General features: G+C 29.2%; 15 protein-coding genes and 1 pseudogene. 4 read left to right on the forward strand and 12 right to left on the reverse strand.

Annotated elements, in window-relative coordinates; all coding sequences use genetic code 11:
* Positions 1 to 58 precede the first annotated feature (58 nt).
* The gene (pfkB, locus tag CDIF1296T_RS17890; protein ID WP_009898691.1) at positions 59 to 988 is read right to left on the reverse strand and encodes a 1-phosphofructokinase; all 930 of its coding nucleotides are present in this window, start codon (positions 986 to 988) and stop codon (positions 59 to 61) included.
* A 266-nt stretch (positions 989 to 1,254) separates the two neighbouring features.
* Between pfkB and CDIF1296T_RS17895 the strand changes: the two genes are divergently transcribed.
* Positions 1,255 to 1,980, forward strand: coding sequence for a GntR family transcriptional regulator (locus CDIF1296T_RS17895; RefSeq protein WP_003425811.1), 726 nt, complete (start codon positions 1,255 to 1,257; stop codon positions 1,978 to 1,980).
* Between the two features lie 82 nt (positions 1,981 to 2,062).
* On the forward strand, positions 2,063 to 3,217 hold the full coding sequence (gene nagA / locus CDIF1296T_RS17900) for an N-acetylglucosamine-6-phosphate deacetylase (RefSeq protein WP_009898693.1): 1,155 nt from the start codon (positions 2,063 to 2,065) through the stop codon (positions 3,215 to 3,217).
* A 587-nt stretch (positions 3,218 to 3,804) separates the two neighbouring features.
* On the opposite strand, the gene CDIF1296T_RS17905 is transcribed toward nagA, so the two are convergent.
* From CDIF1296T_RS17905 to CDIF1296T_RS17915, 3 genes are read right to left on the reverse strand one after another with little or no spacing between them, the layout of a single operon-like run.
* Positions 3,805 to 4,443, reverse strand: coding sequence for a hypothetical protein (locus tag CDIF1296T_RS17905; RefSeq protein WP_009898695.1), 639 nt, complete (start codon positions 4,441 to 4,443; stop codon positions 3,805 to 3,807).
* 12 nt (positions 4,444 to 4,455) lie between these two features.
* Positions 4,456 to 5,136 carry a hypothetical protein gene (locus CDIF1296T_RS17910; protein WP_009898696.1) on the reverse strand — a complete coding sequence of 227 codons (681 nt, stop codon included), beginning with the start codon at positions 5,134 to 5,136 and terminating at the stop codon, positions 4,456 to 4,458.
* An 18-nt stretch (positions 5,137 to 5,154) separates the two neighbouring features.
* Positions 5,155 to 6,072 carry a lactate/malate family dehydrogenase gene (locus tag CDIF1296T_RS17915; protein ID WP_009898697.1) on the reverse strand — a complete coding sequence of 306 codons (918 nt, stop codon included), beginning with the start codon at positions 6,070 to 6,072 and terminating at the stop codon, positions 5,155 to 5,157.
* 249 nt (positions 6,073 to 6,321) lie between these two features.
* On the opposite strand from CDIF1296T_RS17915, the gene CDIF1296T_RS17920 reads away from it, so the two are divergent.
* The gene (locus CDIF1296T_RS17920) at positions 6,322 to 7,074 is read left to right on the forward strand and encodes an IclR family transcriptional regulator (protein ID WP_018112708.1); all 753 of its coding nucleotides are present in this window, start codon (positions 6,322 to 6,324) and stop codon (positions 7,072 to 7,074) included.
* Between the two features lie 384 nt (positions 7,075 to 7,458).
* On the opposite strand, the pseudogene CDIF1296T_RS20190 reads toward CDIF1296T_RS17920, so the two are convergent.
* A pseudogene (locus CDIF1296T_RS20190) lies at positions 7,459 to 7,811 on the reverse strand (transposase); the annotation flags it as partial.
* 164 nt (positions 7,812 to 7,975) lie between these two features.
* On the reverse strand, positions 7,976 to 9,133 hold the full coding sequence (locus tag CDIF1296T_RS17930; RefSeq protein WP_021388753.1) for a S41 family peptidase: 1,158 nt from the start codon (positions 9,131 to 9,133) through the stop codon (positions 7,976 to 7,978).
* A gap of 153 nt (positions 9,134 to 9,286) precedes the next feature.
* Between CDIF1296T_RS17930 and CDIF1296T_RS17935 the strand changes: the two genes are divergently transcribed.
* On the forward strand, positions 9,287 to 9,856 hold the full coding sequence (locus tag CDIF1296T_RS17935; RefSeq protein ID WP_003437817.1) for a 5-formyltetrahydrofolate cyclo-ligase: 570 nt from the start codon (positions 9,287 to 9,289) through the stop codon (positions 9,854 to 9,856).
* Between the two features lie 181 nt (positions 9,857 to 10,037).
* Here the strand turns inward: CDIF1296T_RS17935 and CDIF1296T_RS17940 are convergent, their stop codons facing one another.
* From CDIF1296T_RS17940 to CDIF1296T_RS17965, 6 genes are all read right to left on the reverse strand, one after another.
* Entirely contained in the window at positions 10,038 to 10,454 is a 417-nt protein-coding gene (locus tag CDIF1296T_RS17940; RefSeq protein ID WP_009894025.1) for a hypothetical protein, read from the reverse strand.
* A 225-nt stretch (positions 10,455 to 10,679) separates the two neighbouring features.
* Complete coding sequence (locus tag CDIF1296T_RS17945) at positions 10,680 to 11,774, reverse strand: YkvI family membrane protein (protein WP_003437819.1); 1,095 nt, start codon at positions 11,772 to 11,774, stop codon at positions 10,680 to 10,682.
* A 422-nt stretch (positions 11,775 to 12,196) separates the two neighbouring features.
* Positions 12,197 to 13,138 carry a transketolase family protein gene (locus tag CDIF1296T_RS17950; protein WP_009898703.1) on the reverse strand — a complete coding sequence of 314 codons (942 nt, stop codon included), beginning with the start codon at positions 13,136 to 13,138 and terminating at the stop codon, positions 12,197 to 12,199.
* Positions 13,131 to 13,958 (reverse strand): transketolase, encoded by an 828-nt coding sequence (locus CDIF1296T_RS17955; RefSeq protein WP_003421354.1) that lies wholly within the window; start codon positions 13,956 to 13,958, stop codon positions 13,131 to 13,133. Before CDIF1296T_RS17955 ends, CDIF1296T_RS17950 begins: the two co-directional genes overlap by 8 nt.
* A 170-nt stretch (positions 13,959 to 14,128) precedes the next feature.
* Positions 14,129 to 14,512: a type II toxin-antitoxin system PemK/MazF family toxin gene (locus tag CDIF1296T_RS17960; protein WP_003421356.1), complete on the reverse strand. Its 384-nt coding sequence runs from the start codon at positions 14,510 to 14,512 to the stop codon at positions 14,129 to 14,131.
* Positions 14,481 to 14,768: a ribbon-helix-helix protein, CopG family gene (locus CDIF1296T_RS17965; protein ID WP_003421359.1), complete on the reverse strand. Its 288-nt coding sequence runs from the start codon at positions 14,766 to 14,768 to the stop codon at positions 14,481 to 14,483. The genes CDIF1296T_RS17960 and CDIF1296T_RS17965 overlap by 32 nt, the downstream gene beginning before the upstream one ends.
* Positions 14,769 to 14,779 lie beyond the last annotated feature (11 nt).

Genomic DNA, 14,779 nt, shown 5'->3' on the forward strand with positions numbered 1-14,779 from the left:
ATTAAAATTAAAATCTATTACAACAACATTAAATTTATTATATTCCCATTAAATGTATTTAACTTAACTTTTTTACTTCAACTAAATCTTGATATTTATCAATTTCTACCAAATCTACAAATCCAGTTTCCATATTTAAAGCATTACTTATACCACAAGCATTTGCAAATTTAAGTAAATTTTCTATTTTATAACCCCTTAAAATACCTACACTAAATCCAGCCACTGTGCTATCTCCACTACCTACAGTATTTATACACTTTACAACTGGTACTTTTACATCATATACATTATCTTCGTTTAAATACACCATACCATCTTTTCCTAAAGATATACATACATTCTCTGCACCCATTTCAATAAGTTTTTTTCCTGACAAGATAATTTCTTCTCTTGATTCTATATTCATTCCTAATAAATGTCTTATTTCATCTATATTTGGCTTTATTAAATATGGTTTTGATTTTAAAGCTATTTTTAATGCTTCTCCTGATGTATCTAATATAAACTTTATATTATTTGCTCTACATATATTTCCTATCTTTTCATAATAGTCTATCGGCATATTCTCACAATAACTACCAGAAGCTACCAGTATTTTAGTATTTTTTAGTACTTCCTCTATATCATTTTCAAATCTCTCTAAATCGCTTTTTTCTACTATTGGTCCTTTTTCTAAAAATTCTGTACTAACTTTATTGTCCTCAATTATGTTTAAGCAATTTCTAGTTTCCTGCTCTATTTTTGTAAATTTATTTTGTATATCTAGTTTTCTAAGTTCATTTTTTATAAATTCTCCATTAAATCCGCCTAGAAATCCCATAGCTAAAGGATTTTCTTTTAAAATTTTACATACCTTAGCTACGTTTAATCCTTTACCTCCAGCAGTTGCATTCTTACTTACTACCCTTTGCACCTCACCTATGTTTATATTATTCACTCTATACATTCTATCTATAGATGGGTTGAATGTTATTACTGTAATCATACTAGATTCTCCTCATTATTAATTTTTACTTTTCTAAACAATAAATTAATCTGTAAAATAAAAAATACCTCATATAATATATCCAAAGTGGTTATTACCAATTTGAATATAAATTATTTTACTTGTTTTGTCAATGTACCATAATTTTATAATAAATTAATAGCCTTACTTATTGAATTTTGATTAAACTTTATTCATTGACATAAATAATTCTATATTCTATAATCAAATTGTGGTAATAACCACTTAGAAAGGACTATATTTTTATGATAAAAAGAAATGATAAAAGACCAATATATGACCAGCTTGTTGAGATATTAAGAACTAAGATTGAAAATGAGATGGAACCAAACGATAGAATGCTTTCCGAAAGAAAAATTTGTGATGAATATGGAGTAAGTAGAACCACAGTTAGACTAGCTATGGCTGAGTTAGAGCATATGGGATATATATACAAAAGACATGGAAAAGGAACTTTTGTTGCTGCACTAAGTCAAAATTCTCAAAACTTAATGGAAAGTTATAGCTTTACAGATTATATGAGAACACAAGGAAAAAAGCCAGGTACAAAGGTATTATCATTTGAGGTAGTAGAAAGTACAAAGTATTTCTCTGAAAAATTAGGTATAACTCCTGGTGAAAAAATGATAAAAATAATGCGTTTAAGACTTGCTGATGACCTTCCTATGATGCTTGAAAGAACATATCTTCCTATGAAAGAATTTATAGGATTGACAAAAGAAAAAATCGAACAAAAACCTTTATATGAAATATTTAGAGAAGATTATGGCGAGATTATTAAAGTTGCTGATGAAGAATTTTCAGCTGGAATAATCTCTGATAAGGAAGCTAAGTTATTGGAAGTACCAGGAGATTCACCTTGTCTGAAATTACTTCGTACCACATATAATGATGACAATATAGTTATTGAATTTACTTTGAGTGTCGCTAGAAGCGATAAATTTGTATATAGAGTAAGACATGTAAGATAGTAAGTTAAATAACTTTCAAGAAAACAGAATGATATTATAAGCGTCAATGCCACAATGATAGTATAATTATAAGGAGGTTATTTTGAAAAGTTTTATTTATGCAGATAAATTTTTTATGAAACATGGAATCAAAGAAAAAGGTTACCTTAGTATAATTAATGGCAAATTCGGTGAATTTCAACAAGAAAGACCTAATGTTACTGATAATGTTATAGATTTTTCAGGTAAATATATTGCTCCTGGCTTAGTTGATACTCACATTCACGGTCTTTTAGGTGCAGATGTCATGGACAATACATTTGAAGCAATAAACACAATTTCAAAAGGCTTATTAAAATATGGAGTAACATCTTTCCTACCTACAACTTTAACTGATTCTGTAGATACACTAAGTGATTCTGTAGAAAATATAAGCAATAGCTTCAATCGAGTTGAGGGTGCAAAAATACAAGGGATTTATTTAGAAGGTCCATTTTTTACAGAAAAATATAAGGGCGCTCAAAATGAAAAATATTTTAAAAACCCTGACATCAATATATTAAAATTATGGCAAAAAAAATCGAAAAATTTAATAAGAAAAATAGCAATTGCTCCAGAACGTAAAGGTTCAATAGAATTAACAAGATATGCAACTAAAAATAATATATCAGTTTCTCTTGGTCATAGTTCAGCTACATTTGAGCAAGTTAAACAAGTCGTTAATTCAGGTGCTAAAGTGTTTGTACATACATATAATGGGATGAGTCCTTTAAATCATAGAGAACCTGGAATGGTTGGGGCTGCTATGGTACTAAAAGATACTTATGCTGAATTAATTTGTGATGGTCATCATGTAAGCCCAATAGCTGTTAAAATAATGATGGATGCTAAGTCTAGTAATAACATAGCTTTAATTACAGATTGTATGAGAGCTGGTGCTATGGAGGATGGAAAATATACTCTTGGTAAGTTTAATGTAAATGTAAAAAATAGTGTTGCAAGATTAAATAGTGGGAGTTTAGCTGGAAGTGTATTAACTATGGACAAGGCTGTGAGAAATATAGTTGATTGGAACATAGCCACTTTAGAAGATGCAATAAAAATGGCTACATATATCCCTGCTTTAAGTTGTAATATTGATAATGTTTGTGGCTCCATACATCAAGGTATGGAGGCAGATTTTATAGTAACAGATAAGGACTTTAATATATACGAAACTTATATAAGTGGTATATGTATGTACAAAGTTAATAAATAGATTCAATATAAAGTTATAGAGGCTTCCTAAAAATAGAGATAAGCCTCTTTTTCATTGTTAAAATGATGAAAATACATTTGATTTCATACAAAAAGAGTGCCTCATAAACTAAAAGTAGGAACCTTCCTTTATATAGTGATATTTAATATTTCAATTATCACTACTTTTTAGAAGAATACACACTTTATTTTAAAGACTCCATAAATAATATAAAATAGGGCTTGTAATATTAGAATTACCAACCCTATATCTTCTACTTATGTATATTTTTAATATAATTCACATATTTTATCTTTATAAATTTAATTTTTAACAAATTCAATTAGATATCCAGGTTGGCTATATAATGCTTTACATAATGATAGTTTGAAAATCACAAAAATAAATAGAATATTCAATATAACTATTTGAAGTGATGACTTCAAAATTTCTTTAAATAAGAAATTAAATAAATATTAAAAAATTAACAATATATTTTAGCAAACTCCCTTATACAAAAGATATTTCAAGGAATGTTCATCAATCTAAATTATGAAAAGAAAGACTATTAAAGAATAATCATTCAAGCACTTTAAAACCTTTAAATCTTATAGAATAAGCTTTGTAAATATAATTACAAATGGTAGGGCGATAATAGTTCTTTGTAAAAATATAATAATAATATCTTTAAAACTTTTTACAACTTTACATGACTGAAGTAATGTTGCGATTTCTGACATAAAGATAAGCTGTAGGATGCTCATCATAGTAATGATTGTTTTGCTTTCAATGGATTCTAATCCTTTGCCCAAGATAACTGGTAAATAGTTATCCGCAAATCCTGACATAATTGCGCTAGCAGTAATTGCTGGTTCAGAGATATTTGCTAACTTCAATACTAATTCTATTGGATAAGATACCCAAGTTAATAGAGGAGTATACAATGAAACAATAAGTGCTAATGCCCCCCAGAAAATAATAATAGGTGTTAGCCATAAAACATAGAAGCTCATATTATCAATCTTACTTGTAAAATTTTTTAAAGTAACTTGGTTTGCACGCATACTTGATTGTATAATAGCACGTTGCAGTCGTGTCCCTTGTGTGCTAGAGACAATTTTAGAAGTTGTTGAACCATCAACATAAGTATCAGGATAATTAGAAATAGGTGGGATTCTTACATTTATGAAAGCTAAGATTATACCTATCAGAGTTATTCCTAAGAATATTAAAGCAAAATGATCCATTGTGTCTAAAACTTAACAAACCAGTACAACCCAACCAATACTTGAGATGGAAAACTGACTTCCGATAACAGCGGATTCCTTTACTGTAAAGTATCCCTTTTCAAAAAGTTCTTTAGTACCAATAATTGCAGCATTACCAGGACCAACCCAGGCACTGATTATATTCACAGCACAAATTTCTGAAAGTTTAAATAATGGTTTTGCAATAAACCCTATCAATTGTCCTAAAAACTCCATAGCACCAAACTCTAAAATAAGTGTTTGAAATAGTAGCATCAATGGTACAAGTACAGAAAGTTGTGTTCCTAAATCAAGCATTGCGCCACCAGTATCGATTGAAATGATGAATTTAGGACCTATTTGTAAATAACAAAGCATAGCAATAATTACACCCATGATTCTATTAAATACATAGAAAGGTGTCGTTGAGAACAGTTTCTTAAGTAATCTTTGTTTACGTAAAATCGTATTTGGTAACAATTGATCTATAAGAGATAAGGTTGCACTAAGACAAACCAACAAGACTACAATTGTTTGAATAACAGCATGATTTTCTGAAATAAATAATTTTAGATAGTGAAATAATATTGTATCCATGCCATTTTCGAACCGAAATGGAATCAATAAAAATACAATACCTAGTAAAGTTAAGATAAGGAACTTAAAGAAACCCTTTGTTTGACTAATATTCATGAAATCCTTCTCCCTTAATTAAATTTCAATTTGTTTAACAATATCTTGCAATGATTGATAAGACGTATCAAATGCATTTAACTCTTGAGTATCATAAGATAAGATAACTCTTCTTTGTACACCATCACGTCCAATTATATGAGGCTGGCTGATATACATTTCTGAATCAGCTGGCTGACTAACTGGTAAAATTGCATGCTCATTACGAGCGATTGCTTTAATTACACGCTCAATTGCCAAGGCAACACAGTAACAATTTGGTCCTTTCATATCCCATACATCAAACGCAGTATCTTTAACTTCTTGAGCCAAATTATTACAGTAATCTTCTTGTAACGAGATGTTATTAGATTTAACATAATCCAAGAAAGGTGTTCCTTTAACACTTGTTTGACTCCAAGCAACAACTTGAGAGTCACCATGTTCACCAATTACTAAACCTTGAATATCAGTTTGTGAAATTTTTAAATCACGAGCGATTAAATAATTTAAACGAGCGGAATCAAGGGTTGTACCTAAACCAATAACACGTTTTGCTTCCCACCCTGAAATTTTTTGAGAAAAGTAACTTATGATGTCGACTGGGTTACTTACAACCAATAATAATCCGTTAGGACTCGTACTTGTGATCTTTGGTATAATATCCTGAAGTATCTTTACATTTTTTTGTAATGGAACCAAACGTGATTCGCCAACTTTTTCAGGTACTCCTACAGTAATTACAATAACATCAGAGTTAATTGCACAATCATAATCACCTGAAACAATTCTTGTTTCATGCATTAAAGATAATCCATGAAGAATATCTAATGCATTTCCTTTTGCACGGTTTTGATCAATATCAACAATTGCAATTTCATCTACAAAACTTGTTTTAGCAAGTGTAAAAGCAGTTGTAGCACCTACAGCACCTGCACCAATAATACTAACTTTCATTTTATTACCCCCTTTTATAATTTCGGAACACGTTCCAAAATTATAATACTATTATAAAATCATATAGTCAATACCTTTAATAATAAATAACAAAGTTTTTTTGTTTTTATCTCTTTTTTATAAAGAAACAACTAAAATTAGTGAAAAAATACTAATAATTAGTGAGCTTTACATATATGAAGTTTGAAAATACGTCTTGCCATTTTAACTAATTAGACTTAGAATTTAAAAGAAAGGTGGTGGGCAATTATGGAGAAGAAGAGTCCTATTATCAAGAACATAGTTGATAGTTTTAGAATAATTGATGTTATTAATGAAAAAGGAAGTATAGGTATTGCTAAAATTTCAGAAATATTATCTATTCCTAAGACTAATGTCTTTCGTATAGTTAAAACACTTGAAGAGATTCATGTTATAAAGCAATTAGAAAACAGCGACTATACTCTTGATTATCGTTTATTATCTTATGCGAAGGGAACAAGCCAAGAAAATAAATTAATTTCTGTAGCAGAACCCTATTTGCAAAAAATCAGCAAAGAAACTGGAGAATCCGTAAATCTAGGTATCCGTTATCAAAATGAAGTTATTATTGTAAAATCAATAGAAGGAGAGTTTTATCAATTACAAACAACCCTTATACCTGTTAGTCCTTTGTATTGTTCAGGAATGGGGAAATTATTCCTAAGTCAAGAATCCGAAGAATTTCTTCAAGATTACTTTAATAACTTAGAAAAGCGTACTGTAAATACAATCACAGAGTATAACGAGTTTCTGTTAGCTAAAAAAAGAATACTGGAACTAAATTTATCAATAGACAATGAAGAGTATGAATATGGATTGTCTTGTTATGCAGTTCCTATTTTTGATTGCAATAATGATTTAATATGTGCTATTAGTATTACTGGTCCTAGCAATCGATTAATGCACAAAGGAGAAGAATATTTAATTAAAGTCCTTAAAGAACAAGCCAATAACTTGCAAACTGAATTTAGTAAATTATAGAAAGTACTTTAGACTAATGTTAAGAATAATACAACAATATAATATACGATAAAGTAAGAAAAGGATTCGGTGAAATAACTTCCTATACAACTATGGTGGTACCCATGATATAGATATTGCGTGACTCTAAATAAATTAAAGCAAAAACCTGCTGTATACATGTTAATAGAATCTACGGAGTTTTCACTACAAATAAAAATTTATTCTTTAAGTAATAATTAAACATCAAAGTAAGGCTATGCCTTTAAAAATCATAGCCTTACTTTGATGTTTTTTTATTTTTGCAAAAATTATTACTCCTTTAAGAAAATTTCTTAATTTTTTTGAAATATTTCTTTATTAACTTAGATTTTAAATTTTTTCTTCAAAATAAATACTTAAATGAGCTAAAGGTATAACTCTATCAGTAATTTTATCTATTAGAGAATGAGATATATCATTTTCATAATTTCTAATTACCTTTAATTCAAAATCTCCATTTCGGTCTCTTGGAATATTTAAAGTTATTTCTCCAAAATCTGATTTAATATTTTTATTTCTATATCCCTTTCTAGAGTTTTTAGTATTTTTATTCTTATTGTCATATCTATCATAACCTAAATGGTCATCAAGCTATACTTCTAACATTTGATGAATTGTACTTGCAAATAAATCTTTTCGCATATCTTGAATATCTGTAGTTGTTTTAACATCATATTCTTCAATAAGTTTTTTAATATTTTGTTTTTATTAAGCATAAAAAGTGTGCACCTTCCTTTATATAGTGATATTTAATATTTCAATTATCACTACTTTTTAGAAGAATACACACTTTATTTTAAAGACCCTAAAAAGTTAATTTTGAGACACTCCTTTTATTAAGGTTCTTTATTTTACAATATAAATTTATAAAAATTAAATTTTATTTATCAATCTGTTCTCTAAGCCACTTAGTTGCTACATCTAACTGTTTATTTTCATCTTTCTCTTCAATAGTAGGCTTTATACCTTTTTCATTGATATAATCCCCATTAGGTGTAAAATATTGAGCAGTAGTTAGCTTGTATCCTGTTCCATCCTTCAATCTTACAACTGATTGTACCAACCCTTTACCAAAAGTTGTAGTCCCTACAGAAATACCTTCTTTATTATCAACGATTGCAGCTGTTAATATTTCAGCAGCAGAAGCACTTTCTCCATTAGTTAACACTACTATTGGAAGTCCCAATTTTTCTTTATCAGATTTCAAGTACTCAGTATTTCCCTTATTATCTTTTGTATATACTATAGTTCCTTCACCAATTAACTCATCAGCAACTTCTTTACATATATCTAGCATTCCACCAGGATTATTTCTAAGGTCTATTACTAATCCCTTGATATTTTTTGCTTTTAATTCTTTTAAAGCTTTATCAAAGTCAGTATATGTACTTGATATAAATTGGGTAATTTCTATATATCCTAAATCATTATCAATTACTTTACTTTCTATACTCTTCTCAATTATCTGGTCTGTTTTTACTTTAAAGTTCAATTGTTTATCTTCTCTTAATATAGTCAGTTCAACTATTTTCCCTTTTTTACCCTTCATCATACGAACAGCTTCATCTGAATTTTTATATGAGACAGATTTTCCATTGACTTTTACTAATTTATCCCCTGATTTTACACCTGCTTTCTCTGCTGGAGAATCTTTCATGGGAACTACTACTAAGCCACCATCTTTTGATGCCCCTATATACATACCTACACCAACATAAGAACCTTCACTATCATTAATTAGATTCTCCATTTCATCTTTAGTATAATAACCAGAATACTTATCATTTGTTCCTAGAAATAGACCTTTTGATGCTCCATTTACCAAATCAGTATCTGATACTTTTTTATAAAAATCTTGTTTTATGATAGATTCTAGTCCTAACAACTTATCATATTTTTTATAGTCTTCATAGAGTTCTTTCGATATTACAACTTTATTCCCCAATGTCAACTGAAATGCTGATGTAACCATAGCTGTTATAATTACTAAAATCACCCCTAAAAAAATAGCTTTCTTCTTTGAAATCACAAGATACATCTCCTTTTACATAAACTATTATTATTATATGACTAGCTGTTATTTTTATTACATTTACCCAAATATATTGCTTTATTACAATAAATTATACTAAAATTTATATTAAATACAATTGCTGTACACATTATAACATATTAAGGGAGGAATTATTTTATGAAAAAAGAATTTAGAAAAAAAGTTATTGAATCAAGAAAAAATAAGAGTGCAAACTTTGTACTTAGTAATTCAAATTTAATAACTGAAAAATTACTTCAAATGGAAGATATAAGAAATGCAACTAATATAATGCTTTATCTAAATTTTAACAATGAAGTTCAAACAGATAATTTAATCAAAAAACTTTTGTCTCTAAAGAAAATAGTATCAAGTCCCATCACAATAAAAGAAAATCATACATTAATCCCTACTCAAATAACAGATTTAAAAGAGGGATTGAGAATTGGAGCATATGGAATAAGAGAACCTAACGAAAAATCACCTACAATTGATATTAAGGCCTTAGATGTTGTAATTGTACCAGCTGTAGCATATGATATACATTGCTATAGATTAGGATATGGTGGAGGATTTTATGATAGATTTTTAGAAAACTTAAGAAAAGATGCTATAACTATCGGCATAGCATTTGACTTCCAGATATTCGATTCTATTCCAAAAGAAACTCATGATGCACAATTAGACTACATAGTTACTGAAACTAGAATTATCACTCCAAATAGTTAGAATATTAAGTATTTCCAGACCCCATTTAATGTAGTAATAAATACTACTGTTAATATCTTACTTTATAAGCATTTTAAGTCATGGCTTTTACAACAATAAGAACCATACACAATTTACTTACATTAATAAAAACCATGACTTTATTGTACAATATGCAGTTATTTAATTATAAAATACCTTCTTATTTCGTCGCATTTAATTCTATTCTATCTGGAAGTTCACTCATATTTGTTTCAACAACTATGTATGGAAAAGAATCTTCCTTATCTTTATACTTTATCTTGACTCTCAAAACATCCTTTCCTTCCTCAACCACACTTTCTATTTTGTCCATTTCTATACCATATTTATTATTTCCTCTAGTCACTATAATGTATATTTTGTTATCGATTTTAGCCGCTAATGCTCTTTCTTCATTTGTATACTTATCCATCACATCTAATATCTTTTCTGGTATTGAATTTCTTTGTAATACTGTATAATCTATGGGTTTAGATTTCTCTACAAACATACTTGGTATGAATATAAATCCCCCTATAACGAATACAAGAGCTATAACTCCATAAATTATACCTTTAATATTAAACTTTACATTCAATCTTATCACTCCTCCCATATATTCTAAATATATGATTTATAAACTTATCTTAGACTCTAAATTATTGATTAGTATATATTTATACATAATTATAAATATATGTAATGTAACTAAAAAACATGTTTTTTCTATTTCATAATAAACGAGCTAAAAAATAAAAAGAGCTATATGAAAACATTTTCATTGTTTTCATATAGCTCTTGAGTTTACAATATTAAAAAATACTTATTTGTCACTGATTCCTTCTTGATATCCAGATGTTTTTGTAATCTGTCTATAAAGAACACAAACCAGTATTATGACGCCCATATATCCAGTATATGGATATAAAATACCAACCAGCTTATCAAATGGTAGGAAGCCACCTATAAGACCTAATATAGCTGCTATTAAAGTTATTAATTTAAACTTAGGATGTTTATCATCTACAAATCTATTAGTTACTGACCATAATAAAGGTACAGCTGTTGTATATATACCTAATATAAGAATTATTGAGAATAAAACTCCAATTACTGGTGAAATCTTATCTGCTAAGAATAATGATGGTATTGCTTTTGAATATAAGTTTCCTATATCAGAAAGAATAGCTAAGTGCATCATTATAGCTGCAGCCATAAGTGCTACTCCACCTAATATACCACCACAAATAGCTTCTTTTTTGTTAGCAGCACTTGCTCCTAATCCAGTTAAGAATGCCATAACAACAATTGTGTTATAAGTAGTATATATTACACCAGATAGATAGGCATTTGGAACTGGTTTAGCTATCTTTACAGTGCTAAGAACTTGTGCAGCTTCTCCTATATTACCTATGTTTTTAGCTAAACTTATACCACCAACTAAAAGTGTAAAGATTATTATTATAGGCCCTATTCCACCTAGTATCTTTGATAATTTATCAAGACCTAGTGAAACAGTTAATAATGCTACTACTGCCATACCTACTCTACCTACAAATGGATTTAATCCATAGTATTCAGTTAAAGTTGCTCCTGCTCCTGAAATCATTACTACGAAAACACCAAATAAGAATAAAGGTCCAAACCATTCAAAGAATATTCCTAAATACTTACCACAATAAACACGATAAATTTTGATAGGTTCTTTAAGTTGAAGCTCTTTACCTTTTGACATAACTGAAGCACCCATCCATGAGAATAATACCATTGAAATTATCCCACCAATAATACCTGCAAAACCATAAAAAGAGAAGAATTGCATTATTTCCTGTCCTGTTGCAAATCCAGAACCGATTACTGTTGCTACATACGCACCTGCGAAACTGATGACTGTTTTAACATTTACTTTTTCTGACATATCTCAGTTACCTCCCCATGTGAAATTTTTTCTTCTGATTAAACAATTCGATAAACTACCTACAATTTCCTTTAACATAAAATACATGATAACTGTTTTATAGCTTTTTAGTATAATAACTTAAAACTTATAATCTGATTTTATACCCTACTCCTCCTCTCATAATTTTTTTAGATTCTTTTATCTAAGTAGTCATTATATATAAAATTAGTTTCTCTATAAATTATATATTAGTCATATTTTTCTGAATAGTCAATATATATTTGAATATTTTCTCTATTTTTGTAAAAATTTGAATATTTTATTACATTTTTGATATATTGATATCATATAAAAAAAAGAGAGATATAAATTAATATAACACTTTATACCTCTCTTTTAAATATATTATATTATTAACAAACATGAATAATTTATATCTCTTACATTCTTTTTGCAATAATAGCTTCTTTAACAGTCTTTACTATGTCATCACAAGTTAATTCATATTTTTTTAACAATTCATTTGGAGTACCAGATTCTCCAAATGTATCTTTAATTCCAACTTTCTTTACAATGGTTGGACAAGACTCTCCTACTACCTCACTTACAGCAGAACCTAATCCCCCAATTATGCTATGTTCTTCTACAGTTACAATAGCATTCGTTTCTTTTGCTGATTCTAATATTAAATCTTTGTCTATAGGTTTTATCGAGGACATGTTTATAACTCTAGCACTTATACCTTCTTCTTGCAACTTTTCTTGTGCTAATAGAGCTTCATTTACCATAATTCCACAAGCTATAATTGATACATCCTTTCCTTCTCTTAAGACTGTACCTTTTCCTATTTCAAATTTATAATCTTCATCAAATAAAACTGGTACTGAACTTCTCCCTAATCTAACATAAACAGGTCCATTATACTTAGCTATTTCAAAAATAATTTTTTCTGTTTCAACTCCATCAGCTGGAACAAGAACTGTCATATTTGGTATAGCTCTCATTATAGCAATATCTTCCACACTTTCATGAGATGCTCCATCCTCTCCAACAGTAAGACCTGCATGAGTAGCACATATTTTTACATTTAGCTTTGGATAACAAACTGAATTTCTTATAATCTCAAAAGCCCTTCCCGTAGCAAACATAGCAAAAGTACTTGCAAAAGGTATTTTACCAGCAGTTGATAATCCACAAGCAGCGCCTATTAAATTTTGTTCAGCTATACCCATATTAAAAAATCTATCTGGAAATGACTTGTAAAAATCATGTGTTTTTGTAGACTTTGATAAATCTGCATCTAATACTACAACATTGTCATTTATTTGACCTAATTTTACTAATGCTTTACCATATGCTTCTCTCGTCGCCATTTTACTCATTGTCAGCACCTCCTAATTCAAGCAAGGCTTTTTCTAGCTCCTCATCACTTGGAGCTGTCCCATGCCATCCTGCTTGATTTTCCATAAAAGATATTCCTTTGCCTTTTATAGTTTTTGCAACTATCATTGTAGGTTTTTTAACTGTTGATTTAGCTATATCAAGAGCCGCAAATATTTGGTCAAAATCATGTCCATCTATCTCAATTACATTCCAACCAAAAGCTTTAAATTTATCAACTATTGAACCTAAACTCATTACGCTTTCTATATCTCCATCTATTTGAAGTCCATTATTATCTAAAAAAGCAATTAAATTATCAAGTTTATAATGTGCAGCACTCATAGCAGCTTCCCAAACAATTCCTTCTTGAACCTCACCATCACCAAGCAAAGTATACACATTCCACGGAGCATTATCCAACTTTGATGCCATAGCCATACCACATGCAACTGAAAAACCTTGACCTAAAGAACCCGTAGATATTTCCACACCTGGCGTGCCTTTCATGTCTGGATGACCTTGTAACATCCTTCCTATCTTCCTTAATCCATTCAGTTCTTCCTTATCAAAATAGCCTTTTTCAGCCAATGTAGCATATAATGCTGGTGCAGCATGTCCTTTTGATAATACAAATCTATCTCTATCCTCCATTTTAGGATTTGAAGAATCCACATTCATTTCATCAAAGTATAACGCAGTAAGTATTTCAACTACTGATAATGACCCTCCTGGATGTCCAGATTTGGCTCTATGTATCATTGAAACTATATCTCTTCTTATGATACGCGCAATCTCATTTAATCCTTTATGGTCTCTCATGCAATTACCTCCCTTGAGTTCGTAATTTTATATCAATTCCATATTATTATATCACTTTTATGCTATTTTTTTGCGTTATTTTTAATTTTATTAACATAGTACATTAAAATTAAACCTTAAGAGATATTTAAAAGAAAAAAGGGATTGTCTAATAAAAGACAAATCCCTCTTTAAAAAGTAAACAATCCTAAACTTATTTGAAGTCCATCATCTACTTTTATCATCATATTTTCATCTAGACAACCAATTTTTTCCCTCAGTCTCTTTTTATCGATAGTTCTAATTTGCTCTAAAAGAATTACTGAGTCTTTATTAAGCCCATATTCATTGGAACTTATCTCTACATGAGTAGGTAATTTGGCTTTATTAATCTGAGATGTTATAGCTGATACTATAACTGTAGGACTATATTTATTACCTACATCATTTTGTATTATCAGAACAGGTCTAACGCCTCCCTGCTCTGAACCAACAACTGGACTTAAATCAGCGTAATATAAATCACCACGCTTTATTTCACAATTAGTACTCACCTTGGGCAATCTTCCCTTCATTTTTATCATCAGAAGATACTTCTTCAACTGTCATACCTAATTCAGCTAGTGACAGATTAATTTGACCCATTTCTCTATAACCCGTTTTCATAGATTCTTTAATATGAATTTTCTTTTTCTGAGTTATATAGAACTGAAAAGCAGCTTTTGCAAAATCTTCTCTGTTACTGTTCTCCATCTGAACTATACTATCAACTTCAGAAATCAGAGAGTCAGGTAAAGTAACTTCTATTTTTTCTTTACTCTTATCGTACACAAAATCGCCTC

Source organism: Clostridioides difficile ATCC 9689 = DSM 1296 (genome assembly GCF_001077535.1).
Classification (GTDB): Bacteria; Bacillota; Clostridia; order Peptostreptococcales; family Peptostreptococcaceae; genus Clostridioides; species Clostridioides difficile.